Here is a 23,457-nt window from a genome sequence, read left to right as displayed (position 1 = left end):
GGATCAACAACACAAGGATCAGAAAACCTGCTTCTCATGGAGTTCCGGTAAGGCCTGTCGCTTGCGCACCAACAGGTCACCGATACTGTTGAGCTTGTGTTCTACCAGTGTGTCTGGTCCACCCCAGATCGGAACAGCACGACCAAGCCGGGCCATCAGATCATAGATGATAAACTTGGCAACCGCATTGCCCCCCCGGGTACCTTCATAGAGAAGTTGCAGAGGATAGGCAGCATTGCCAACCACGGGGAAAAATCCGACGACCAGCGCGATCCAGGGTTGGTGGGCCTTGCGGCCTGTCGAGGCAATAATCCGGCAGGTCGTGTAGATTGTACGGACAATAACCCCTGAGCTCAGATAGCCAATGATACCGCCAAGGACGTCAATAACGCCAAAAGCCCCCAGGGTAAAGAGGATTGCCAGCGTGATAACCTTCACAAAGGGTTTCACCGCCATCAGAATACCAAAATCGGTAATGTAGAGGCTGGTCTCGCCGGTTTCGATTTCATGCTTGAGCAAATCTGCTTCACGATCATCAAGCTGGCGACGCTTGTGCCAATCTTCTATTCCCCGGGCGACCAGAAGTCTGCTGAGCTGGCTGCGATAGGACGGCAACAGGACAAATGCGCGAACCTTGGGGACAATATGTGTCAGCTGTTTGACCAGCTTGCTGTCCCGTAACAGCTCTCCAGCCTTGCGTGCAACCTTGGCCACTCCCTCTTTGGCGAGCCGGGCATACCAGCGGACAGGCCGGGTTTCATAATGGGAGACTTCTTCTTCAGATATCTTGCCTCGCGCAAGTCGGGACTGGAGACTGCGTTGAAGACGGGACATAAAGCGCCAGTCACCCGCATCCGGCAGAAGTTCTTCAACATCCTGCGCCAATTCCGCCAGTTCTGCTTCGCTCAGGACAGCGCCCAGTTCTTTCTGATGGCGTGATACATAGTCCCGCAAACGCGGAACATCAACATCGTCATAAAGCGGGCGGCCATTGAGCAGTGTGCGTTGCAGATAAAAAGTAAAAAGCAGGATCGGGTTCGCCGGAAACAGGGCCGGAACGCCAGATTCAAGATCGACCCAGACCCAGCGGTTTTCCCCTGTGTCTGTTGTCTCCAGCAGGAAATTGCTGGTCGCGACCGGATTACCATACCCCGCCTGCCAGGCCAGACCATCAAAACCGGCATCAAGCAAAAGCCCTTGCAGCGGTTTCATCACGTTCTCGACCAGATCCTTTATCTCACCCTCTTTTTCCGAAGAAAAAGGATGATGCAGGGAAGGTGCCCGGCCATCAATAAATTCCATGGTAATTTCGTTGGCCCGGAAGTCCTCATTCCAGGAAACTGAAATAATTTCCGCGATGCGCAGCTTGCCCGGCAGCCAGAGTTTCATCAGTTTTGAAAGAACCCGGCGACGGCAAGCGGCCTCGGCAATGGATCCACGGTGCCAGATATAGGGATTGTTCGCGCCAAAGATCACATTGTGGACCAGCCCGGCAAGCGTTGATCCGACAAATATTTTCCGTGCCGTTGCCCGCCCGTCCGGAAGATAATCCAGATAGACTGTTGCGGACCGACCTGCACCGATCTTGCGATCTTTTAAACTCGACATGAACCCGTTTTCCAACCCTGTATCACACACAAGCTTCCTGTTCGGCCATATGCCAGAGCACCATGGCGTCGCTCAAACAGACAGGAGAGCAATTGCGAGGGGCCTATATGTAGTCCTTTTTCCAACAGATGAACAGTCAGGACAGAACAAAATATCATTTTTTTACCACTGCTTCTGCACCTGCATGTCTCCGGCAACAGGCAGATCTGCATGAAAGAGCAGTAAAACCATATAAAGAATTCCTGATATAGCTTGCGCAATTTGTCAAAACCGCCTAGTTTCAAAGATATTATTTTATCCTTTGTTAGGTAGGTGACACATGTCGAACAAATTTCTGGAGCTTCTGAGCAAGCGTGACTGGCTGCTTGCCGATGGGGCAACCGGGACCAACCTTTTCGATGTGGGTCTGGAAACCGGAGACTCGCCCGAGCTCTGGAACATCGAACAGCCCGAAAAAATCTATAATCTGCAAAAAGCCTTTGTTGATTCCGGATCGGACATCATCCTGACCAATACCTTTGGCGGCACCAGGAACCGGATGAAACTGCACAAGATGGAAGACCGGGTTGCAGAGCTGAATGCTGCTGCGGTGGAAATCACCAGGCGCGTTGCCGATAGCGCCGGTCGCCCTGTTATTGTTGCAGGCTCCATGGGGCCAACAGGCGACATCTTTGAGCCCGTCGGCAGCCTGACCCGCCAGGAAGGGATAGACGCCTTCCGTGAGCAGGCCGTTGCTCTGGCGGGTGCCGGTGCAGATGTCCTCTGGCTTGAAACCATTTCCGCCCCGGAAGAACTTGAAGCAGCCGTTACAGCCTGCAGCGAAACCGGTCTGCCTATTGTTACAACACTCAGTTTTGATACCAATGGCAGGACGATGATGGGCCTGACCCCGAGTAACTTTGCCCGCAAGGTCAAGGAACTGTCACCGGTTCCTGTTGCCTATGGCGCTAACTGCGGGGTTGGTGCTTCGGAAATGGTTGCTGCTCTGATCAATATGGCAATGGCCGCCGAGGAAGGTGATATTCTCGTCTCGAAAAGCAATTGCGGTATCCCCGAGTATGTGGATGGTGCCATACGTTATAACGGCACCCCAGAGCTGATGGCGGATTATGCCAGAATTGCCGTTGATGCCGGGATCCGTATCATCGGCGGATGCTGTGGTACCTCCCCGGATCATGTGCGCCATATGCGCAACGCACTCGACAGTCACACCCGAGGCAAAAAACCTGGCCTGGATGAAGTTGTCGCCCGCCTTGGCGAAATATCCAATGGTGCAAGAGAGCAAAACAGCCTGGGTCCTCTAGGATCAAAGCCTGAAGCTCCAGCCCGTGAGGGGCGTCGTCGAGGACGCGATCCCAAACGCAAGGCAGCAGACGACGGGAAATTTCCCGGCCAACTTTGACAAGATCACAAGCTCAATAACGACCGTCAAAGCCAGAAGGGGTGTGCAATCACACCCCTTCTGGCTTTTTTACAAACAAACGACTTCACCAAACCTTAACCCCCAAAGCAGTAAGCTTGCCTTCAAAGAATGGCTTGGAGGCTGACACTTTTTTTTCGTCTATTCAGGATGTGAGCCTCTTGGCCAATCAGATTACTCTCACATCACGACCTGTCGTTTTCAGGGAAAATTGTCTGAAAATTGTCTGGGGAAATGCATTGATGACTAACAGGAACTGGATAAAGTCAGTTTTTCAGCAGCTGCTGCTTCCCTGCCTATTCATGCTTATACCCCCCCTGATTTCACCTGCTCAGGCCCGGGACCTGATCCTGTTGGCAACACCTCAGGCTCCCTTCAAATACGAAGAAAATGGCGAGTTAAAGGGGATAGATGTAGAAATCATTACGGAAGTAATGAAAAGACTTAATCTCGGCTTTCAACTGCGCCTGATCAAGTCTGATGCCCGAATTCAGGAAGAAGCCCGCCGCGGCAAAGCCGACATGCTCGTACTTTTTTCGAAAAAACAGTCAAGGCTTGAGTATCTGATCTACCCAGAAGAATCCTATATCGACCTTACCTGGAACTTCTTCATTCGCCGGGAAGACAACGGTAAATACAAATTCAACGAGCTGGCTGACCTCAAGGGATTGGCTATTGGAGCAACCAAGGACGTTGCCTACACCCCGGAGTTTTGGCAAGCAGGTCTTCAACTGGATATCACGACCAATAATGACCAACAGATTTCAAAGCTGCTGGCCGGACGCTTTGATCTGGTTCCCCTCAACACCATCAGCACACTTTATGAAGAAAAACACAGAGGCAATCTGAGCAAAATATCCTACTTGCCAACCCCCTTAAAATCCACGCGCTATTACAATGTCTTCAGCAAAGCATCCGATTTTCCTGACAAGGAAGATCTGATCAAACGCTATGATGAAATAATAAGGCAATTACAAGAGGATGGCACAATCCAGAGGATCATGGACAAATACCTTGGAGACCCGGAACACGGGGATATCACAGGTTAACTCCCAAATAAAAACCGCTGCACACAAGTGAGCAGCGGTTTTAACAGTGTCCGAAATATTTTTTCGGATCAATCTCTTATCCGAGAACACTTTCCAGCTCTTCAATTGATTCAAGGACATGATCTGCCAGGGTTGCAAGCAGCTCTCGCTCAGACGTTCCCGTCAAGACACCAACCTTGAGACCAGCCCCGGCATTGTGGCCCATTTCCATATCGTGCAGATTATCCCCCACAACCATCACCTGATGTGGTGAAAGTCCCATTGCAGCGCAAAAACCCTGCACCATCCCAGCCGTTGGTTTCAGGCCATGTCCGGAATCATATCCTGCAATAAAATCGAGCTTTTCAATCGCCCCGAAGCGGCGCAAAGAACGTCGCGCCCCTTGCTCGCTGTCGCTGGTGGCAACACCAAGCTTCAAACCTTTAGCCTTCAAGCGATCAAACAGGACAGCCAGATCGGTCACCGCGACCGCCGCTGTTTCGCCGTCTTCCTGAAAAATCTTCTCGACCTTGACCAAGAGATCTTCATAGACAACGTCGGGAAGAAACTCACACCATTTGGCAATGATTTCACCATTGCTGCTGGCAGCAAGCATCGAGCCAGGCAGCACCCGGTCCTGTACCGCATCATAGCCTGTTGCTTCAAGAATACGGGCGGCAAGGTCTTCATCCCCTGCCGCGGCCATCAATGAAGCCTTCCGGTTTAAAGGCATCCAGCTTTTGGCATAATCAAGCAGGGTTCCATCCTTGTCGAACAGAATTCCCTTGATTTCGCCCTTGGTCGTTTCCTGCATTACCATTCCCTATTCAGCAGCATCGGCAATGGAACTTTGACGCAGGATACCCTGATAAATCTCCTCATCACCGACAACCCCGACAAGACGCCCGTCAACTGCCAACAGCACAGGATTTCCAGTAGCCTGACGCAGTTCAATCGCCCGCTTCATCGTGATGTCCGGCGAAGCAACCGCCAGTGAACAATCACCGATATCCGAAAGTTCACTTTCGTCCCCATAAGGAAAGAGTGTCAGATCGAGTTTGTCTTCGAAGGTCGCCTTTACCAAAGCCCCCTGCGCATCAACTGTGACCTTGAAAGCGTCGTATTTATCGAGAATCAGCTGCTTGCCATCCCGGCGCATGTCATTGACCTCGGTCATCAGCGAGGCACAGCGCAGGACATTCAGCGGGTTCATATGGGCGACAAATTCGGCCACATACTCATTCGCCGGATTAAGCACGATTTCTTCCGGTTCACCGTACTGGACAATACGCCCCCCCTCCATAATCGCGATGTGCGTTCCGATTTTCAGGGCCTCATCCAGATCATGACTGACAAAGATAATCGTCTTTTTCAGATTGCGCTGCAGCTCAAGCAATTCGTCCTGCAAATGATCCCGGATCAAAGGATCAAGCGCGGAAAAAGGCTCATCCATCAACAGAATATCAGCATCTGTGGCAAAGGCACGGGCAAGCCCCACACGCTGTTGCATCCCCCCGGACAGCTCGTGGGCGTATTTGTCTTTCCACTTGTCGAGACTGACCAGCTTCAGCTTTTCCTCGACAATGGCTTCACGCTCGGCCTTGGGCATGCCCTTGAGCTCCAAACCGAGACCGACATTCTCGGCAACTGTCCGCCAGGGTAAAAGCGCGAACTGCTGAAAGACCATGGAAACCCGTTCTGTGCGCATGTGGCGCAAGGTCTTGGCATCGCAGGACGCCACATCAACCATGTCGTTTCCATCCCGCACCAGTACTTCACCACGGGTGACCTTGTTCAGGCCGTTCACCGCGCGTAACAGGGTGGATTTGCCCGATCCGGACAGCCCCATCAGGACACAGATCTCGCCTTCTTCAATGGTGATCGACCCATTGGCAACCCCCAGAACACAGCCTGTGGCATCAAGGATTTCTTCACGTGTTTTCCCGGCATCGACCATCGGGACTGCTTCTTTTTGCCGATCACCAAAGATGATATCGACATTTTTGAATTCTACTGCACTAGATGTCATGTTCTGTCCCCTTATGCGCCGTCGACCGGAGCGTTACGCTGCTTGCACAGTCGATCCAGCAGGATCGCAATAATCACAATGGCCAGACCTGCTTCGATCCCCATATCAGGCTTGACCTGAGATAGTGCCCGCAGCACCGGCACACCCAGTCCTGGCGCGCCAACCATGGCAGCAATTACCACCATTGAAAGAGACAGCATGATACACTGGGTGACCCCTGCGATAATCGTCGGCAAGGCAAAGGGGATTTCAACCTTCCACAGCAACTGACTTTTTGTTGCGCCAAAAGACTCAGCAGCTTCGATCAAAGGTGTCGGTACCGAAGATACTCCCAAATGGGTCAGTCGGATCGGCGCGGCTACAGCAAAAATCACAGTAGCGATCATTCCCGGAACCATCCCGAGCCCAAGCAGGATCATTGCCGGGATAAGATAAACAAATGTTGGAATGGTCTGCATCAGATCCAGAATAGGGCGAAGGATAGAAAACAGCCAGGGTCGATGAGCAGCAGCGATGCCTAAGGGCACCCCGACAACCATACAAACCATCGTCGAGTAGATTACCAGAACTAGTGACTGAATCGCCTCTTGCCAATACCCCTGATTAATAATGAACAGAAGTGACAGAAAAACAAAGAGACTCAATTTCCAGGATCGCTGCAGAAAATGTGCCAGCGCCGCGATCAGAGCCACAAGAACGATGGGTGGTAAATAGAGCAGAATATCAACAGATCCTTTGATCAAAAAGGACATGACATCCGAAAACAAATCAAAAAATCCTGAAAAGTTATCGATGAGAAAATCGAAAAAACTCTCTCCCCACTTCCCCACAGGAACTTTATTCTCAATTAACCACTCTTCGATGCTGGACATAGTGAAACCCTTTTTTTTCAAGGCGATCCCGAAGACGTATCCCGGTTATATTCCCTGCTGACGTCCCGGACTCAAGTCCTGTTTTTTGTTTTGGCAACCGAACCGTTTCTTTGTCTTGAACGGCTTCTTACTGTCGCTGGATTTATTCTTGGTATGAAAACATGCCAGAGGGCTGGTGTACAACCAGCCCTCTGCAATTATAGCGTAACAGGCAATCAGACTTACAGTCCGAGATGGCCTTTTACAGCAGCAAGTCCGTCGCCACCGTCAAAAGTGGTCACGCCAGCCAGCCAGGCATCCAGAGCACCCGGATTGGCTTTAAGCCAATCGGTAGCTGCAACGGGGCCGTCTTTGCCATCGTCCAGAATTGCGCCCATGATCTCGTTTTCCATAGCGAGGGAGAACTTGAGGTTATTCAAAAGTTTGCCGACGTTTGGACAGGCTTCTGTATAGCCCTTGCGCACGTTGGTATGAACGTTTGCTCCACCAAAGTTAGGACCGAACACGTCATCACCACCCGTCAGGTAGGTCAGCTCGAAGTTCGAGTTCATTGGATGTGGTGCCCAACCGAGGAAGACAACACCTTTATCCCGGCGAGTAGAGCGGGATACCTGGGACAGCATGCCTGCTTCGGAAGATTCAACAACTTCAAAGCCTTTCAGGCCAAAGGTGTCAGCATCGATCATCCCCTGAATCAAACGGTTACCGTCGTTGCCGGGCTCGATACCATAGATCTTGCCATCAAGTTCATCCTTGAACTTGGCGATGTCGGCAAAATCTTTCAGGCCCTTGTCTGCCAGATATGTTGGCACAGCAAGAGTGTATTTCGCGCCTTCAAGGTTGGCACCGAGGTCTTCTACAGAACCTTCTTCACGGTAGGGTGCGATATCTGCTTCCATCGTTGGCATCCAGTTGCCAAGGAAAACATCAACATCACCGTTTTTCAGACCTGCATAGGTAACCGGCACAGAAAGAATCTGTGTTTCAGGCTTGTAACCAAGACCTTCCAGAACAACAGATGCCGTAGCGGTGGTTGCAGTGATATCTGTCCAGCCAACATCCGAGAAAGTGATTGCCTGGCATTCCGCCGGATCAGCAGCCTGTGCAGTTGCTGAAAAGCCTGCTACCGCGATTGCCGTTGAGATTGCCAGTGTGCTGGCCGAAATCATATGCTTGAGTTTCATTCCACTTGCCTCCATTTTTCCCTCCAGAGCAATCCAGAGGGCTATATTATATTTAACGGCTACTCCCTGCGAGCTTCTTATTGTTTTTTCACAGGACAGATTGCCCGAATACGCTCCCTTTGGCACGGTATAAAATTATGCAATAGGAAGCATAAAAAATTACCATGACATCTCTATCAATAATTTATTTTGATTGAACGTTCAATAAAAATAAATTATTGATGAGGGAACAAACAAGAAAAAACGTTGCACAATGCCAGGATCACCCAAGACGATTATTCGGCAGGCAACCTCTGGGTATCAAGGGTAACAGCCCCTCCAGAAACCAAGCACACCCCTAAGGACAGAAGCCCCGAAGGGAACACTGCACAAGAACAGAGGAGTCGCAGGCCTTGCCGAAAGTCGGGATGGAAGAGATCAGGAAAACCCAGTTGATCGAGGCAACCATTGCCCTGATCCACGAAGAGGGATTCACCAATGCCAGTATCTCGAAAATCAGCAAACGCGCAGGCCTGTCCTCTGGTATCGTTGCCCATTATTTTGACGACAAATCCGGCTTGTTGACAGCGACACTCCAACACCTGATGCGCCAGCTTGGTGAAGAAACCTCTATCCGGCTTGCCAAAGCCAAGACCCCGATTGAACGTCTTCTCGCCGTGGTCTATTCCAACTTTGCCCAGGATCAGTTCAAACCCGGTGTCGTCGATGTCTGGCTTGCCTTCTGGGCGCTGGTTCCGACATCCCCTGAACTGGCCCGTCTGCACCGGATCAACGAGCGCCGGATGCACAGTAACTTCCAGCACGCGCTCAAACCGCTGTTGCCAGCCAAGATGGTTCGCAGCACGGCAACCGGTCTCGCTGCAATGGTTGAAGGCCTATGGATCCGCTGCGCCCTGACAGCCGGAGGCGTGACACCGAAGGAGGCGATCTCTATTATGGAAAGCTATATCAACAGCCAGATCCTTGTCTTCCAGGACACAACCGGCAAGACGCGAACCAGTACAGACAGGCTCTTTACAGAATAGGCTTTGCCTGCCCTGTAACTGAACACCCGTTTCAAAAATACCCGTTAGTTAATACGACATCAGACCTTAAGGACACGCAATTATGAGTAAGCTCCCCACCCAAAAACTCTATATCAATGGCGGGTACGTGGATGCCACCTCTGGACAGACCTTTGAAACCATCAACCCGGCAACCGGTGAAGTAATATGCGATGTACAGATCGCCTCTTCAGCAGATGTCGACAAAGCCGTTGCCGCTGCCAAAGCAGGCTTCAAAATTTGGTCAAAGATGAGTGGCACAGAGCGCAGCCGCATCCTGTTGCGTGCCGTGGCCCTGCTGCGTGAACGCAACGATGAACTGGCTGCCCTGGAAGTCACCGACACGGGCAAGCCTTTGCAGGAAGCCAACTGTGTCGATGTTGAATCCGGTGCGGAATGCATCGAGTATTTTGCCGGGCTTGCGGCTTCGCTGAACGGCGAGCACATCCAGCTTGCCAACGGCAATTTTGCCTTCACCCGCAAAGAACCTTTGGGTGTTTGTGGGGCAATTGGTGCCTGGAACTACCCGATCCAGATTGCCTGCTGGAAGTCCGCCCCTGCCCTCGCCTGTGGCAATGCCATGGTCTACAAGGCTTCGGAAGTTACCCCGCTGACCGCCTTGAAACTTGCAGAAATCTATACGGAAGCCGGATTGCCTGACGGGGTGTTCAACGTGGTTTCCGGCCTAGGTCCGGTCGGGCAGATGCTGGCAGAACACGAAGGCATCGAGAAAATTTCCCTGACCGGTTCTGTGCCGACAGGCAAACGGGTAATGGAATCCGCGGCCAAGACCCTCAAACATGTCACCCTTGAACTGGGCGGAAAATCTCCGCTGATCGTCTTTGAGGACGCCAAGCTCGATAACGCGGTTTCAGCCGCCATGCTGGCAAACTTCTATACCCAGGGCGAAATCTGCTCCAACGGCACCCGCGTCTATGTCCACAAGGACATCAAGGACAAGTTTATCGAGAAGCTGATTGCCCGCACCGAGAAAATGATTATCGGCGACCCCATGCACCCCGACACCCAGGTCGGCTCTCTGATCCATCGCGATCACATGGAAAAGGTTCTCGGCTATATTGAAATCGGCAAGAAGGAAGGTGCAAACCTTGCCTATGGCGGAAAACAGGTCACGGTCAAGGGCTTTGAAAAAGGCAACTTCCTTCAACCGGCGATTTTCACCAATGTGACAGCAGACATGCGCATTGCCCGTGAAGAAATCTTTGGCGCCGTCATGTCGGTCATCACCTTCAGCGACGAAGATGAAGTGGTCGCCGCGGCAAATGACACCCAGTTTGGTCTTGCCGCCGGGGTCTTTACCCAGGACATCACCCGGGCACATCGCGTCATCGCCAATCTCGAAGCAGGCACCTGCTGGATCAACAACTACAACATTACCCCGATTGAAATGCCCTTTGGCGGCTACAAACAATCAGGCATCGGGCGCGAGAACGGTACCGTCGCGGTGGATCACTTTACCCAACTCAAATCGGTTTATGTGGAAATGGGAGACGTGGACTGCCCTTACTAGAGGGTAATTACGAAATCGGTCTCTGAGGGCGAATAACCAAGCCTTCAGAGGCCCAGACAACGACATGGACAAAAAAACCTTGAGCGAAACCTTCGAACTGCATCCTCGTCTTACAGCCGATACGCTTGTTGTCACAGACCTGCCGCAATGCCGGGTTCTGTTGATGAATGACAGCCGCTATCCCTGGCTTATTCTGGTACCACGGCACAATGAACTACGGGAATTGCACGATCTGGCACCAACTGAGCTTGCTGCTGTCATGGAAGAAGTTCGCAAGGTATCCGAGGTTCTTGTGCAGGCTTTCGGGGCCTTCAAAATCAATGTTGCCGCCTTGGGCAATATGGTCCCGCAACTGCACATCCATGTCATCGCACGTTCACAGAGCGACCCGGCCTGGCCGGGTCCGGTCTGGGGCGTTGGAGCGCCGCTTGCCTACAGCGATGAAGCAAGCAGCGTTCTCCTGCTTAAACTTGAAGCCGCAATCGGGAACGGGAAGCCCTCAACCTGAGAAAGACAGCCTCCCTGAGCCAAGCTCAAGATCGTCTTTCTCAGGCTCCTGCCTAACCTCAGTCCCGCCATCCGATTGCGGCTTTTTTTCCCGCAGCCACCGGAACAAAACCGTTAATCCGTTTTCCCGGATTTATCCGCTTCTGTTCCGGACAAACGCAAGCCGGAGAAACTCCTTCTATACCTGTACAAGCAGGATCAGGGAAACCCTATCTGCTGCATGAATTTGTTCCAATCACGACAATTTTCCAAAAAACATACAGGCATTAATCAGAACCAGCCCCTAGTGGGAATAGTCATCCCGGATGGTATAGACCAGCTCGCTGGTCGGGAGCTTGTCAATAACCCCGGTTGAAAGCTTGCGAAAAAGAGCTTCTTCCTGGGAAATATAAAGCCGGTTGCTTTCGCTGTTCAGAAATGCCTCGATTTCTGTGTCGTTAAAATTGGTGCAACTGCCATAGATTTTTTTAAACAGGCTGTTATAGCGTTTGTTTTCCTGAAGCAGTTGCGAAATCGCCGTTGGGTCCTGCCAGGAAGAATCCCGAATCTTGGCCGGATGCAGCAGGAAATAGGAACTGTCCACACCCAGGCGGCTTTCACCACCGCAATACAACATTGTCGCAGCAGAGCTGACATCTGAAAGGTTAATTGTGGTCACTGGAACAGGCATACTGCGGATCGCCTGGTAGGCAATATATCCTGCATCCATGTCGCCGCCGTAGCTGCTGATCAACAGGTATATATTTTTAACATTGGGGTAATTCATCTCGATATTGTGCAGGTCCAGCAGCAATTCGTTGACACTGGGCATAGAGACATCAGCAAGGAAATAGATCGACACACTTCCGACCTCATCCTTGCTGATTTCCTTTTCAACCGAACCAATGATAACTTCGTCCGCGGTTGCTGTCGCAACCGCAAAGCTCATCATCAGAGCAGCCAATATCGTTTTCCCCATTATCCCCTCCTGGTACAGAACAGCCAATTGACGATCTGGAAGACAGTTGGTCTCCATAGGGCGCGAAGCCCTTAACAATCGTCACGCGCAGGCATATTCACACCAATTACAGGAACAAGTAAACGACATTATCCCGGCAGGTTCTTAGCTTTGGCTATTTTTTCGACAGGCAACCCGTCAATGAATTTGCCAGACCTTCCAGCAGACGTGGATAAGCATCGGCACCTTTTTCAAGATTTGCCCCCAGTGGATCAAGTTCGCCGATTTGCACAGCCAGGTTTTCGCTCAGCACCTCAATCACAGCAGGCTGGAACTGGGGTTCCCTGAACACACAGACAGCCCCGCTTTCCTCAAGCAGGTGACGCAGTTCACTCAACCTTTTGGCGCCTGGTTTTCGATCGGGGTCGATCGTCACGGCCCCGATAACATTCAGGTCAAAATCCAGCTCAAAATATTGATAGGCATCATGAAACACCAGATAAGGCTTTGAGGAGACAGGCAGCAGTTGTCCGGCAATATCCTGCTTTAACATAGCCAGCGACGTCTGGGTTTTACTGACGTTTGCCGCATAGATTTCTGCGTGGGCGGGATCAATTCGAGCCAACTCTTCACCAACCCGCGCAACAATCACGGATGCATTATCCAGCGATAACCAGATATGGGGATCATACTTTCCATGATTGTGGTCATGATCCTCTTCATGATGGTGGACTTCATCATTATGTTCTTCGTGATTATGTCCTTCGTGCCCGTGGCTGTGATCGGGGCCATGATCGGGATTATCGCCATGATCATGAGTGTGGTCCTGATCTTCTTCGGCCTGTTCGGTATGACCATCGCCTTCCTTTTCCCCATGGTCGTGATCTTCCCCGGTTTTCCATGCCCCTGCTGTCCGGTTTTCAAGAAGGGTAAGGCCGGCAATATCCATCAGCTCAAGCGCAGCCCCTGTCCCGCCATTCTCAGATTTCTGATGCAAGGATTTGACCAGAAATGTTTCCAGGCCCTCACCAACCCAGACCACCAGGTCGGCCGAGTTCAGAGCACGCACCTGGGATGGACGCAGGCTATAACCATGAGGAGAAGCCCCCTGATCAATCAAAAGTTCCGGTTCTCCCACCCCCTCCATGACCGACTGGACCAACGCATGGATCGGCAGAATGGAAACGGCCACACGCGGGGCCTCATCGGCAAGGGCGCTCCCGGTCATAAACAGCCCCAATGGCAGAGCGAAGAGGACTGAAAGCGATTTTTTAGGCAAAAGTCTCAAAAGAGTATCTGGTGTTAATCGGACAAAACAGGACATTAGCGTTCCTCGAACAGATCGTGGGTTACGAATTATTTTGAAAATCTCGCCATTGTTATGTTATAACATTTACAGGCCTGTCAAGACACGATATTTAAAGAGCCATGAAAAACTTCGACACCGTTTCTCTTTCTTTTGATACAAACAATCACGACCACGGGCGCTGTATTCACACCGCCATGAAGGTCGCGGACAAACTGTGCCTTTCGCGTAGCGTGCGCCTTACTCCGGCACGCCGACGGGTACTTGAACTGATCTGGGAAAGCCATCACCCCGTCGGGGCCTATGACGTCCTGTCCAGATTATCCCAGGAAAGCGGGAAAACCGCCCCGCCGACAGTCTATCGTGCTCTCGAGTTCCTGATGGAACAGGGGCTGATCCACCGGATTGAGTCGCTTAATGCCTATGTCGGCTGCGCACATCCGGCAGAGGAACATGCCGGGCTATTTCTGATCTGTACGGACTGTGGTTGTGCCGCCGAGGTCCATGATGAAGCCATTGATCAGGCAATCGTGACCAAGGCTGCAACACTGGGGTTTCGCCCCGAGCAACGGACCCTTGAAGTCAGAGGCACCTGTCCGGACTGTCGCCCCAATACTTAAAGATCCAAATACAGTTTAAGCCCCTGTTTGTTCAAGCGAACACGACAACGACAGGGCATTCAGCAAGTTCAGGCAAGATTTAAGGAAACGCCACCAAAATGACCAGAGAAGTGGCAAGTCAACAAAACGGATCTCCCGCATCCCCTCCTCACCAAAGTCAAGCAGACTGCGGTTGTGGGCATGACCATGCCCATGTCAACCCCGCCAGTGGAGAACCCCTGATTCAGGCGCGCGATCTGACTGTGGAATTTGGAGGCCGCGTTGCCCTGGACCAAGTCAATCTTACCGTCCATCGCAACGAGATTGTCACGCTTATCGGCCCCAATGGCGCGGGAAAATCAACCTTGATCCGCGCCCTGCTACAGGCAATCAAGCCGAATAAGGGCGACGTCTGGCGGCGGCACGGGCTGGTAATCGGCTATGTGCCGCAGAGACTGAACATCGACCCGATCATGCCCATGACCGTCAAGCGCTTCCTCTCAATTCCTTCCCCGCATTCTCTTGCTGAATGCAAGCAGGCCCTGCACAGCGTCGGTGCAGACCAAACCCTGGAGCAACCGGTACAGAGTCTATCCGGGGGGGAATTTCAACGGGTTCTGCTGGCCCGGGCAATTCTGCGCAAACCTGATCTACTGGTTCTGGACGAGCCCGTTCAAGGGGTTGATTTTCAAGGGCAAACCGAACTATACCGCCTGATATCCCGACTGCGCGAACGAAACGGTTTTGGCATTTTGATGGTTTCTCACGATCTGCATATCGTAATGGCCGAAACCGATCGTGTGGTCTGTATCAATGGCCATGTCTGCTGTTCCGGCGCACCGACCCAGGTCAGCGACAGCCCGGAATATCTGGCCCTGTTTGGCGGACAGACCAAACCGGGACTGGCGGTCTATCATCATCTGCATGATCATACCCATGACGGGATGGCGTCCCAACAACACACACACAGCCTGAATGTCGACCACCCTGACAAACCCGATGTCGCCCAGAAAGAAAGAAACTGATCATGGAAGATTTTCTGCTTCGGGCCCTGATCGCCGGGGTTGGAGTTGCCCTGATCTCTGGTCCGCTCGGCTGTTTTGTAGTCTGGCGACGCATGGCCTATTTTGGGGACACCCTCGCCCATTCCGCCTTGCTTGGGGTCGCACTGGGTCTTTTGCTCGGTTTTAATCTGACACTTGGTATCGTTGCCACCGCTATAATGATCGCCCTGCTGGTCACCCTGTTCCAGCATCAAAAACGCATCGCCAGTGACACGCTTCTTGGCATTCTAGCCCACTCCAGCCTTGCCATCAGTCTGGTGGTTCTCGGCCTGTTACAGGGCTATCGGGTTGATCTGCTGTCATATCTTTTTGGAGATGTTCTCGCGGTAACTCTTGAGGACATCTACTGGATCTATGGGGGCGGAACCATTGCTCTTGCGTTACTTGGCTATATCTGGAAAGACCTTCTTGCGCTGACTTTACACGAGGAACTCGCCAGAGCCGAGGGCATCAATATCACCCTGACCCAGACACTGTTCATGGTCACAGTGGCGATTGTTATTGCCATTGCCATGAAAGTCGTCGGCGTTCTCCTGATTACCTCCCTCCTGATTATCCCCGCCGCCGCCGCCCGCCGTTTCGCCCGAACCCCGGAACAGATGGCAGCGATTGCGGCCTTGATCGGCGGCGCCTCTGTTGTCGCAGGTCTGTTTGGGTCGCTGCAGTGGGATACCCCTTCGGGTCCTTCGGTTGTGGTTGCCCAGTTACTGCTGTTTCTCGGCAGCCTGCTGGCAGGTTCGCTGCTGCGGTCTGTGCGGCCCTGATCACCAGGAAACGCTTTCAGATTTTCATATTTTTCGGCACCCCTGAGCCTTTATTGCCAGATCCTCTTCGATAAAACTCTGTTTCAACTCAACCTCGAGCCAACGTCGAAAAGCCTTGATCTTGCGAGAATTCCGGCGGGACTCAGGATAGACCAGCCAGTATCCCCGCCCCTCAAGATCCTTGCAAACCAGATCAAACGGCTGGATCAGGCTCCCGTCATTGAGGGCCTTGCGATAAAACATTGGTGTTAGAACTGCCACACCCTGCCCGGCCATGGCAGCTGTTGCTTCAAGTGTCTGCGAACCCAACCTGCTTCTCGGGCGTGCCTTGAGTTCATCCGAAGGGACACCCGCGGCATCGAACCATACTTTCCACCAGGGATCGCTTGCATCGATGAAGGGCAATCTAAGAAGATCGGCAGGCTCCTTCACACCATCGATACTCTCGGCCAGCCCGGGGCTGAGCATTGGGGTGAATGATGCTGTCATCAGCAAATGAGTAGCAAGTCCCGGCCAGTCCCCCATGCCTGAGCGAATACCCAGATCGAATTCTTCCCGTGCGAAGTTTCGCATCTCTTGCGAGGCATCAAGGCGAACCGCCAGGTTACAGTGTTCCATCTGAAAACGTCCGATCCGCTCGACCAGATAGTTGGCGGCAAAGGTCTGAAGCGTCGATATAGTCAAGAGGGACTGGCTGTCGTCTTCTTCTGCGGCAAAAGCATTATGCAACAAATCAAAGGCCTGGCTGACCACCGGTGCCAGCCGCAGTCCTGTTTCCGACAGGCTGACCTGCCGGGGTTTTCTCAAAAACAGATTACTCCCGACCCGCTCTTCAAGGATCTTGATCTGATAGCTGACAGCTGCCTGGGTCATGCCCAGTTCTTCAGCCGCACGGGTAAAACTGCAATGCCGGGCCGCGGCTTCAAACACCCGAAGTGATGACAGAGGGGGTAAACTCGATGACACCATGCATAAATCCTCCTTATGCATACTACTCGGATTTTAGTTGGAAATCCAGTCTGGGAAAGCGCAAATTCTATTCATGGGCAACAAGGCTATATCATCAGGAAAAGAAGAGATCATCATGAGTGACATTTGCAACAGCTGTATCAAAATTCAGCCAGAACGAAAAAAAAATCCAAGTAAAATTCCAAATCTACTTGTTGTAATATATGATATATTATTCACTCCACGCACAAAAAAAATGTCTTATACGAACCTGCATTACCTCCCTGAGCATCTCAAGGAAGACATCGGGTTTTCCCACCAACAGTGTAGTGGAAAATTCCTTGAAGACCGACCCAGATTCTAAAAACAGGTCCAACAATCAAAACTCTACTTCAGAATATTGCATTCAAGTACCTTATCCAGAGCCAGACTGAGGACAGCCCGACTTTGCGGCGCTGTCAGACAGATCCGTATTCTGTTTTCCTCTTGCCGCCCGGTAGAGAAAAAACTGCCGGGAACTGCTTCTACGCCACCCGAGCGTAAAACCACCATCGCGTCCTCAGCAGGAATGCCCGTTTCCAGCCAGAGATGCGGCGCGGAAAAAAGAGCATTACGCGGTGTCTGCCTTCTTACTTCCTTTAACCGTGATCGGGCCAGATTCCAGCGGGCAGAAACCTCCGCCCGCTGCCAATCACAGCGGGCAAAGGCCCGCCCCTCCTCGATCCAGTGACACGCCAGACCCAACATCACTGGACTCATGGTCCAGTGCGTGGCGTGGACCTCGGCCCGGATCGGGGCAATCCAACGCTCCGGTCCTGCAATAAAGCCGAAGCGAAGTCCCGGTCCCACTGTTTTGGACAGACTGGAAATCACCAGACACTGTTCCGGTATTTCCTGCATTAACGGTGCCTGTCCTGACAAGGGGCCATAGACATCGTCTTCAATCACAAGAAGTTTTCTCGCTTTGACAACAGCCGCAATCTCAGTCCGCCTTGTTGCAGACATAACAGCACCAGTCGGGTTTTGCAGATTGGGTGTCAAAACAACAAGTCTGGCACCACTGCTCCGACTGGCTGTATCCAGAGCAGAAGGCAAAACGCCTTCCTCGTCACAGGCAATCCCCTGCAGACGCAAACGAAGCTGTCGCGCGACTGCCTTCATACCGGGAAAGGTAAACTCTTCGACCAGAACTGTTGCACCAGGTTCACAGAGGACCAGCAAGCAGGCCAGCAAGGCTTGTTGTGCGCCTGCAGTAGGCACCACAGCTGCCGGAGGCAGCTCTACCCCCCGCCATGCCAGCCATTTGCTGCCTGCCATCTGCGCCCGGGTCAGCAGGTTTGGGGCATGATAGGAAAATATCTCGTCAGATCCTGCCTCCTGTTTCAGATAGGTGGCAAGCAGCTCTGCTGCCCGATCATCATCCGGATGCCGGGCCGGAATATTTGTGGAAAGGTCGATAAGCTCCCGGGTAGCGTTTTCTTTCAAGGCGAAAAGCTCTGCTTCGCGACTGCTGGCCAGAACAAAAGTGCCCCGACCAACTTCACCGCCGATCAGGTGCCGACGTGTTGCCTCCCGATAGGCCTGGGTAATGGTACTGACATTCAAACCAAGGTCCCAGGCCAGGTCACGATAGGTCGGCAGGCGGTCACCAGCCCGTAACTCTCCCTCTTTGATCGCGCAGGCAATTGCTTGTGCAACGGCTAAATATTTAACCGTGATCGTCGGGTCCAGTGTCGGTTTCCAGTTCTGCTTCATCAAATGCCCCAAAGATACCTGTCCAAAAACAGACAATATTGTAACCCACACAATATTAGTATTGAACCACACAATCAAGCTGATAGGCTTTTCTCAATCCGCGGATTACTTATTTTTTTGCAAGCCTGGACAGCTGGCACAAAACAGAACGAACAGGAGTCAGATTAATGTTTACCGAAACACAGTTGAGAGAAGCTGCCAGCTATATCTATCAGCACATGAGCCCGACACCTCAGATCAGCTGGCCGCAGATTAACCAGCGGGTTGGTTGTCAGGTTCTGGTCAAGCACGAAAACCATACCCCCATCGGCGCCTTCAAAGCCCGTGGCGGTCTGACCTTTGCCCGCTGGCTCAAGAAAAATCATCCCGACGCAACCGGGATTGTTACCGCGACCCGTGGCAACCACGGCCAGGCCCAGGCTTTTGCCGCAACCAAGGCAGGTATCGCCTCAGTTGTGGTGGTCCCTCGCGGCAATTCCAAAGAAAAGAACAATGCCATGCGCTCCTTTGGCGCAGAGGTAATTGAACAGGGTGCTGACTTCAATGAAGCCCTGCTCGAGGTCGCCAAACTGGCCGAGCAGAGAAACCTGTTTGTGGTTCCTCCTTTCCACCCCCAGATCATGCTGGGTGTAGCCAGCTATGCACTTGAGCTTTTCTCTGCTGCGCCTGATCTTGACAGGGTCTATGTACCAATCGGCTGCGGCTCCGGCATCTGTGGCACGATTACCGCCCGTGACGCGCTTGGCCTGAAAACCGAAGTCATCGGGGTTGTTTCCGACCAGTTTCCCGCAGCGAAAACCTCCTTTGACAGTGGCAGCATTGTCGAGAGCGGCCCGGGAAGTTCTTTTGCTGATGGCATGGCCGTAAGAGTACCGGTTCCCGATGCCTTTGCCATCTACAGCAAAGGCGCAAAACGGATTGTAAGTGTGAGCGACGAAGAAGTGGCCGAAGCTGCCAGAATTTATTTCAGCGATACCCACAATGCCACCGAAGGTGCCGGCGCCGTCACTCTGGCCGCAGCCCTGCAGGAACGTGACCAGCTCGAAGGCATGAAAATTGGCATCGTTCTCACCGGCGGTAATATCGACAGCTCCGCTTTTGCGCAGCTCCTGAACGGAGAAACCCCCAGGGGTTAGACCAAAGTAGAGGATAAGCACGAACAGGAAAGGGCGGCTTCAAAGCTCTTTCACTGTCCAGATCTGGTCAACAAACCCATCCTTCAAATGGATGGTGTTTTTCAATCGCTCAACCAACCGGAACCCGTTTTTCTGATAAAAGGACAGCGCAACAGGATTATCAGCACGTATATAAGCTGATATTTTTTGATACCCCTGTGCGCGTGCAGCCTCAAAGCTTGCCGCGCACAGGTTCCTGCCGATACCGTCTCCCTGATGGGACAGGGAAACAAAGGTTGATATCTCTCCTTCGCCTGAAAAGCCTGGGGATACCAGATCGCGACTTTCCGGCTTTGGAACAGCGTCCTGATTTGCACAGATCATATGCTTATGCCTTGTCGGGTGTTGGCCTTTGGCCAAAGGCTCTATGGATTGAAAACCGAGAACTTGTTGTTCTTCTTCTGCAACAGCAACCAGAAAAATGCCTTCGTCCGGAAACGATCGCTGATAGGAGATCTGCTCTGCGACAGACAGTATCTCGTTCATTGCCGTCAAACTGCCATGAGTAATAATCGGGTTGAGCAACGCAACAATACCCTCAGCATCTTGTTCCCGCACTTTACGGATCCTTCGCATAAACCACCCGCTCCCCTTCTATTTCTTGCGACACAATCAAATTACTACTATAAGGCGCAGTTGCAGCACAACTGTGACCACTCCATCTTCCGCTGCCCCCGGTAAACCACCCTGCGCGCCTGCCTCTGTCACTGCCCCCCAAAGCTATCAAGGATGCTCCACCCGTGACAATCTCCCTCCCTTCCCGATCTTGCTCCCTCGCAATGCTTGCACTTCTGGCGTCTCTTGGCCTCAGCTCTTCCGCTGTGGCGCAAACATCTGATCCATCCGCTTGCGCCCTTGAAATCATAGAGGACGCCGAGCAGGAGATGACACTCCTGGGTAAAGGTCAAAAAGGAGACGTCTGCGCCGCCAATGCACTCGGTTATTATTATTACACCCAGCAGAACTATCCCCCGGCGCTGGAGTGGTGGGGCAAGGCCGCTGACCTGGGGCATGCACGGGCAGCTCTTGAGCTTGCTATGATCCATCGGGACGGCCTGATCCCCGACCCGGATCTGGCCGAAATGAACCATCGGCTGCAACAGGGGGCAGAGTTGGGGCAGGTTCATGCCCAGCTTGAACTGGGGTTGAATTACAGTGAAGGCAGCGGAATAGAAAAAGATCTGGGACAGGCCATGTACTGGTTTGAACAGGCTGCCAAACAGGGAAATCCTGCTGCCCAGTATTTGCTGGGCTGGTATTATTGGACCGATGAACGCGGCATGGATGACATGCAGGGACCTTATGCATCGAACGATGACAAAGCTGCTTACTGGACCTGTCTCTCTGCCCAGCAGGACGACCCCGAGGCCCAGTACGAACTCAGCAAAGCTTACAGCATTGGCCGTGGAAATCTGACAGCAGATCAGGATCAACGGGCAGCGTGGCGTCAAAAAGCGGCTGACAACGGATCAGAGGAAGCCCTTGATGAGATCGCACAGCTGAGTAGCCATACATGGTATACAAAACTGGAGCGCTGGGGACAGAGCCTTTTCAAACCCGCCACAGAAGCAAGCTGTTCTGATGACCCCCGGGTTCTGCAAGGAGAATAAGTGACAACTTTTTGTACCCTACATAAGACCGTCTTTTTCTTCCCTCTGGGTCCCGTTCAACTCTGCTTCCAGATCGGCAAAGGGGTGGTGTCGATCAAGATAATCTGAAAAGCGCCTCATAAACTCCTGATATTCCTCACCGAGGTAGTGATAAAAGGCTCCAGCTTCCAGCCGCTCCTGGCGAAGAGGCAACACGGAAATCTTCTTTTCATCCAATATTCTGCGAACCAGAAAGTCAGAGGCCAGAAAGGCTTCAACCTCGCCCTGTTCATAGGCCTTGATCACCGCATCGAAGTTCTGAAAGGCAACCGCAGTTCTGGTTTTCACAAAATCTTCCTGCCAGTAAAAACCCAGGACATATGCAATCCTGGGTTCCTTTTCCACGCCGCCCGGTCGTCGCCAAAGATACCCGGACAGCATAAACAGGGGATCGGACTTTACAAAGCTTCGTTCATAAAGCCCCTCAGCTGTGGGCAAGCGGTATAGCTCTCCATCCACAGTACGATTGTTAAAGGAAACAATCCCTCGACGACCGGGAAAGGCAACAACCTCTATCGGGCAGCCAAGTTCATGATAAACATGTTCGACAATTTTCTGGGCTCTTAGTGACAGCTTGTTTTGGCTGACTGTTGCGATCTTTTTTGGACAAGCGACAGCGTTATCCGCTGGGCTGGCTCCGGCACCGCCACCCCCAAGAAGAAAAAAAATCAAAGCTGCGGCACCCAGCCTCATGGCTCCACCAAACGATTACCAGAATCAAACGGCGACTGTTACCAACACACCGACACCACTATCATCGGATGTAAAAAATAATTTTTCCTTACCCTGAGTTACAAATTGAAAATTACCACCATAAACTGCAAGCCTGTATCGCGCTGCCGTTAAAACTTGTTGATCAGAAGAGCCCCCGCGACAAGCAAAGCAACACCAAGCAGCTTGACCGCCGTCACCGGAACAACCGGCAGATAGAACCAGCCAAAATGCCCCGCGATCATCGCCAGCAAAATCTGGCCCGTCAAAGCAGCAGAGACAACTGAGCCTGCTCCAATTTTCGGGATAAGCCAGTAAAAGGATGCAATGGCAAAGGCGCTGAGCAGCCCCCCAGTGAACCAGAGATAAAAGGGCACGCTCTGGAGTGAAGAAGAATCAGGAACCCGCCTGACAGTAAAAACCAGAGCCAGAGTTGTAAAAACCAGGCTGGCAGAAAAAGCCACGACTGTTGCAAATATGGGGTTTTTCAACAGCAGGCCGAGTTGGGAATTCAGAGCAGCCTGAGCGGCAATGGCAGCGCCAGCGACAAAGGCAACAAAAGGTAAAATAGATGTGTTCATAACCGGAAATTACACCCCGGCGTTCTGATCATCATTTACATATGTTGAGAACAATCAACTTTTTATAAAAGTCTTCGGGACCGAAAGTATTTCTTGCGGGTCTTTTTGCTATAAGACTTTGAAAATTGAGCAATATCAGAAAACTCCTGGTCACTTCAGAAGCCCATCATCACATTTCATGTGGTCCTTCTATTTCACCCTCCTCCGCCCCTTCATAAAAAGACTCAAAACGCCCAAAGGGGTCATGCGTATCCAGATAAGCCGAAAATTGCTGCATAAAGGGTTCAAATTCGATCCCGAGATAGTGATAGAGCGGTTCAATGAATACCCGCTGTTCCCGTAAAGGCGGAGGGGAAATTTTATTTTCCTTTACCAAAGAACCCACGACATATCCAACCGCCAGGAAGGACATAACGTCCCCTTGTTCATAGGCACGAATAGCAGAACCAAGGTTAAGATAAGCAACACCAAGCTTATCCTTTACATAATTCTCTTGCCAATAGACCCCCAGAACATAAGCTATTGTCAGCCTTTGCCCAGTTGATGCCTTCGGGTTCTTCCAAAGATACCCCGTAGCGGAAAACAAAGGACGAGAACGGATAAATTTTCGTTTATATAGCGTTTCTACACTTGGCAGGCGATAGAGTTCTCCGTCCAGTTTCTCCGCATTAAAGCCTTTTGCTTTTAATCTGAGACATATCCAGCAGCCTTGAAGAAATTCCAGCATTCGGAAGGATCGTAGAGAT

At 52.0% G+C, this 23,457-nt stretch carries 23 protein-coding genes; 10 read left to right on the top strand and 13 right to left on the bottom strand.

Annotation, left to right across the window (positions count from 1 at the left end; genetic code table 11):
* Positions 1-18 precede the first annotated feature (18 nt).
* A complete protein-coding gene (locus O4H49_RS18690; RefSeq protein WP_269424967.1) occupies positions 19-1,608 on the bottom strand; it encodes a hypothetical protein in 1,590 nt (529 codons plus the stop codon).
* Positions 1,609-1,927: 319 nt separating this feature from the next.
* On the opposite strand from O4H49_RS18690, the gene bmt reads away from it, so the two are divergent.
* Positions 1,928-3,010 (top strand): betaine--homocysteine S-methyltransferase, encoded by a 1,083-nt coding sequence (gene bmt / locus O4H49_RS18685; RefSeq protein ID WP_269424966.1) that lies wholly within the window; start codon positions 1,928-1,930, stop codon positions 3,008-3,010.
* Between the two features lie 320 nt (positions 3,011-3,330).
* A complete protein-coding gene (locus O4H49_RS18680; protein WP_269424965.1) occupies positions 3,331-4,077 on the top strand; it encodes a substrate-binding periplasmic protein in 747 nt (248 codons plus the stop codon).
* A 76-nt stretch (positions 4,078-4,153) separates the two neighbouring features.
* Here O4H49_RS18680 and O4H49_RS18675 read toward each other — a convergent pair whose 3' ends face one another.
* The 4 genes from O4H49_RS18675 to O4H49_RS18660 form a co-directional block, all read right to left on the bottom strand.
* Complete coding sequence (locus O4H49_RS18675) at positions 4,154-4,870, bottom strand: HAD family hydrolase (protein ID WP_269424964.1); 717 nt, start codon at positions 4,868-4,870, stop codon at positions 4,154-4,156.
* Between the two features lie 9 nt (positions 4,871-4,879).
* Positions 4,880-6,085, bottom strand: a complete 1,206-nt coding sequence (gene choV, locus O4H49_RS18670) for a choline ABC transporter ATP-binding protein (RefSeq protein ID WP_269424963.1) — start codon at positions 6,083-6,085, stop codon at positions 4,880-4,882.
* Between the two features lie 11 nt (positions 6,086-6,096).
* Positions 6,097-6,957 (bottom strand): choline ABC transporter permease subunit, encoded by an 861-nt coding sequence (gene choW, locus O4H49_RS18665; RefSeq protein ID WP_269424962.1) that lies wholly within the window; start codon positions 6,955-6,957, stop codon positions 6,097-6,099.
* Between the two features lie 221 nt (positions 6,958-7,178).
* Positions 7,179-8,141: a choline ABC transporter substrate-binding protein gene (locus tag O4H49_RS18660; RefSeq protein ID WP_269424961.1), complete on the bottom strand. Its 963-nt coding sequence runs from the start codon at positions 8,139-8,141 to the stop codon at positions 7,179-7,181.
* A gap of 392 nt (positions 8,142-8,533) precedes the next feature.
* On the opposite strand from O4H49_RS18660, the gene betI reads away from it, so the two are divergent.
* From betI to O4H49_RS18645, 3 genes are all read left to right on the top strand, one after another.
* Positions 8,534-9,166 carry a choline-responsive transcriptional repressor BetI gene (gene betI, locus O4H49_RS18655; RefSeq protein ID WP_269424960.1) on the top strand — a complete coding sequence of 211 codons (633 nt, stop codon included), beginning with the start codon at positions 8,534-8,536 and terminating at the stop codon, positions 9,164-9,166.
* Between the two features lie 82 nt (positions 9,167-9,248).
* Positions 9,249-10,715, top strand: a complete 1,467-nt coding sequence (gene betB, locus O4H49_RS18650) for a betaine-aldehyde dehydrogenase (RefSeq protein WP_269424959.1) — start codon at positions 9,249-9,251, stop codon at positions 10,713-10,715.
* 64 nt (positions 10,716-10,779) lie between these two features.
* On the top strand, positions 10,780-11,223 hold the full coding sequence (locus O4H49_RS18645; protein WP_269424958.1) for an HIT family protein: 444 nt from the start codon (positions 10,780-10,782) through the stop codon (positions 11,221-11,223).
* A gap of 282 nt (positions 11,224-11,505) precedes the next feature.
* Here O4H49_RS18645 and O4H49_RS18640 read toward each other — a convergent pair whose 3' ends face one another.
* Positions 11,506-12,180, bottom strand: coding sequence for an ATP-dependent Clp protease proteolytic subunit (locus tag O4H49_RS18640; protein ID WP_269424957.1), 675 nt, complete (start codon positions 12,178-12,180; stop codon positions 11,506-11,508).
* A gap of 154 nt (positions 12,181-12,334) precedes the next feature.
* A complete protein-coding gene (locus O4H49_RS18635) occupies positions 12,335-13,483 on the bottom strand; it encodes a zinc ABC transporter substrate-binding protein (RefSeq protein WP_269424956.1) in 1,149 nt (382 codons plus the stop codon).
* Positions 13,484-13,587: 104 nt separating this feature from the next.
* On the opposite strand from O4H49_RS18635, the gene O4H49_RS18630 reads away from it, so the two are divergent.
* The 3 genes from O4H49_RS18630 (at position 13,588) to O4H49_RS18620 (ending at position 15,892) form a co-directional block, all read left to right on the top strand.
* Positions 13,588-14,085, top strand: a complete 498-nt coding sequence (locus O4H49_RS18630) for a Fur family transcriptional regulator (protein ID WP_269424955.1) — start codon at positions 13,588-13,590, stop codon at positions 14,083-14,085.
* A gap of 98 nt (positions 14,086-14,183) precedes the next feature.
* Entirely contained in the window at positions 14,184-15,089 is a 906-nt protein-coding gene (locus O4H49_RS18625; RefSeq protein ID WP_269424954.1) for a metal ABC transporter ATP-binding protein, read from the top strand.
* 2 nt (positions 15,090-15,091) lie between these two features.
* Positions 15,092-15,892: an iron chelate uptake ABC transporter family permease subunit gene (locus O4H49_RS18620; RefSeq protein WP_269424953.1), complete on the top strand. Its 801-nt coding sequence runs from the start codon at positions 15,092-15,094 to the stop codon at positions 15,890-15,892.
* A 24-nt stretch (positions 15,893-15,916) separates the two neighbouring features.
* Here the strand turns inward: O4H49_RS18620 and O4H49_RS18615 are convergent, their stop codons facing one another.
* Complete coding sequence (locus O4H49_RS18615) at positions 15,917-16,861, bottom strand: LysR substrate-binding domain-containing protein (protein ID WP_269424952.1); 945 nt, start codon at positions 16,859-16,861, stop codon at positions 15,917-15,919.
* A 366-nt stretch (positions 16,862-17,227) separates the two neighbouring features.
* Entirely contained in the window at positions 17,228-18,595 is a 1,368-nt protein-coding gene (locus O4H49_RS18610) for a PLP-dependent aminotransferase family protein (protein ID WP_269424951.1), read from the bottom strand.
* 167 nt (positions 18,596-18,762) lie between these two features.
* Between O4H49_RS18610 and O4H49_RS18605 the strand changes: the two genes are divergently transcribed.
* Complete coding sequence (locus O4H49_RS18605) at positions 18,763-19,731, top strand: threonine dehydratase (RefSeq protein WP_269424950.1); 969 nt, start codon at positions 18,763-18,765, stop codon at positions 19,729-19,731.
* Between the two features lie 39 nt (positions 19,732-19,770).
* Here O4H49_RS18605 and O4H49_RS18600 read toward each other — a convergent pair whose 3' ends face one another.
* Positions 19,771-20,346: a GNAT family N-acetyltransferase gene (locus O4H49_RS18600; protein WP_269424949.1), complete on the bottom strand. Its 576-nt coding sequence runs from the start codon at positions 20,344-20,346 to the stop codon at positions 19,771-19,773.
* 164 nt (positions 20,347-20,510) lie between these two features.
* On the opposite strand from O4H49_RS18600, the gene O4H49_RS18595 reads away from it, so the two are divergent.
* On the top strand, positions 20,511-21,380 hold the full coding sequence (locus O4H49_RS18595) for a tetratricopeptide repeat protein (protein ID WP_269424948.1): 870 nt from the start codon (positions 20,511-20,513) through the stop codon (positions 21,378-21,380).
* 18 nt (positions 21,381-21,398) lie between these two features.
* Here the strand turns inward: O4H49_RS18595 and O4H49_RS18590 are convergent, their stop codons facing one another.
* From O4H49_RS18590 to O4H49_RS18580, 3 genes are all read right to left on the bottom strand, one after another.
* Positions 21,399-22,112, bottom strand: coding sequence for a hypothetical protein (locus O4H49_RS18590; RefSeq protein WP_269424947.1), 714 nt, complete (start codon positions 22,110-22,112; stop codon positions 21,399-21,401).
* A 149-nt stretch (positions 22,113-22,261) separates the two neighbouring features.
* Positions 22,262-22,711, bottom strand: a complete 450-nt coding sequence (locus O4H49_RS18585; RefSeq protein ID WP_269424946.1) for a DMT family transporter — start codon at positions 22,709-22,711, stop codon at positions 22,262-22,264.
* Between the two features lie 169 nt (positions 22,712-22,880).
* On the bottom strand, positions 22,881-23,457 hold a 577-nt coding region (locus tag O4H49_RS18580), incomplete at its 5' end, for a hypothetical protein (RefSeq protein WP_269424945.1).

Origin of the sequence: Kiloniella laminariae (assembly GCF_027214005.1) — a bacterium.
Lineage (GTDB): Bacteria > Pseudomonadota > Alphaproteobacteria > Kiloniellales > Kiloniellaceae > Kiloniella > Kiloniella laminariae_A.
This window is presented reverse-complemented; position numbering and strand designations above follow the sequence as displayed.

Bases quoted from the DNA above. Each gene is read 5' to 3' on its own strand.
- O4H49_RS18690 (WP_269424967.1), bottom strand. From the start codon at position 1,608: ATGTCGAGTTTAAAAGATCGCAAGATCGGTGCAGGTCGGTCCGCAACA.
- bmt (WP_269424966.1), top strand. From the start codon at position 1,928: ATGTCGAACAAATTTCTGGAGCTTCTGAGCAAGCGTGACTGGCTGCTT.
- O4H49_RS18680 (WP_269424965.1), top strand. From the start codon at position 3,331: ATGCTTATACCCCCCCTGATTTCACCTGCTCAGGCCCGGGACCTGATC.
- O4H49_RS18675 (WP_269424964.1), bottom strand. From the start codon at position 4,870: ATGCAGGAAACGACCAAGGGCGAAATCAAGGGAATTCTGTTCGACAAG.
- choV (WP_269424963.1), bottom strand. From the start codon at position 6,085: ATGACATCTAGTGCAGTAGAATTCAAAAATGTCGATATCATCTTTGGT.
- choW (WP_269424962.1), bottom strand. From the start codon at position 6,957: ATGTCCAGCATCGAAGAGTGGTTAATTGAGAATAAAGTTCCTGTGGGG.
- O4H49_RS18660 (WP_269424961.1), bottom strand. From the start codon at position 8,141: ATGAAACTCAAGCATATGATTTCGGCCAGCACACTGGCAATCTCAACG.
- betB (WP_269424959.1), top strand. From the start codon at position 9,249: ATGAGTAAGCTCCCCACCCAAAAACTCTATATCAATGGCGGGTACGTG.
- O4H49_RS18645 (WP_269424958.1), top strand. From the start codon at position 10,780: ATGGACAAAAAAACCTTGAGCGAAACCTTCGAACTGCATCCTCGTCTT.
- O4H49_RS18640 (WP_269424957.1), bottom strand. From the start codon at position 12,180: ATGGGGAAAACGATATTGGCTGCTCTGATGATGAGCTTTGCGGTTGCG.
- O4H49_RS18635 (WP_269424956.1), bottom strand. From the start codon at position 13,483: ATGTCCTGTTTTGTCCGATTAACACCAGATACTCTTTTGAGACTTTTG.
- O4H49_RS18630 (WP_269424955.1), top strand. From the start codon at position 13,588: ATGAAAAACTTCGACACCGTTTCTCTTTCTTTTGATACAAACAATCAC.
- O4H49_RS18625 (WP_269424954.1), top strand. From the start codon at position 14,184: ATGACCAGAGAAGTGGCAAGTCAACAAAACGGATCTCCCGCATCCCCT.
- O4H49_RS18620 (WP_269424953.1), top strand. From the start codon at position 15,092: ATGGAAGATTTTCTGCTTCGGGCCCTGATCGCCGGGGTTGGAGTTGCC.
- O4H49_RS18615 (WP_269424952.1), bottom strand. From the start codon at position 16,861: ATGGTGTCATCGAGTTTACCCCCTCTGTCATCACTTCGGGTGTTTGAA.
- O4H49_RS18610 (WP_269424951.1), bottom strand. From the start codon at position 18,595: ATGAAGCAGAACTGGAAACCGACACTGGACCCGACGATCACGGTTAAA.
- O4H49_RS18605 (WP_269424950.1), top strand. From the start codon at position 18,763: ATGTTTACCGAAACACAGTTGAGAGAAGCTGCCAGCTATATCTATCAG.
- O4H49_RS18600 (WP_269424949.1), bottom strand. From the start codon at position 20,346: ATGCGAAGGATCCGTAAAGTGCGGGAACAAGATGCTGAGGGTATTGTT.
- O4H49_RS18590 (WP_269424947.1), bottom strand. From the start codon at position 22,112: ATGAGGCTGGGTGCCGCAGCTTTGATTTTTTTTCTTCTTGGGGGTGGC.
- O4H49_RS18585 (WP_269424946.1), bottom strand. From the start codon at position 22,711: ATGAACACATCTATTTTACCTTTTGTTGCCTTTGTCGCTGGCGCTGCC.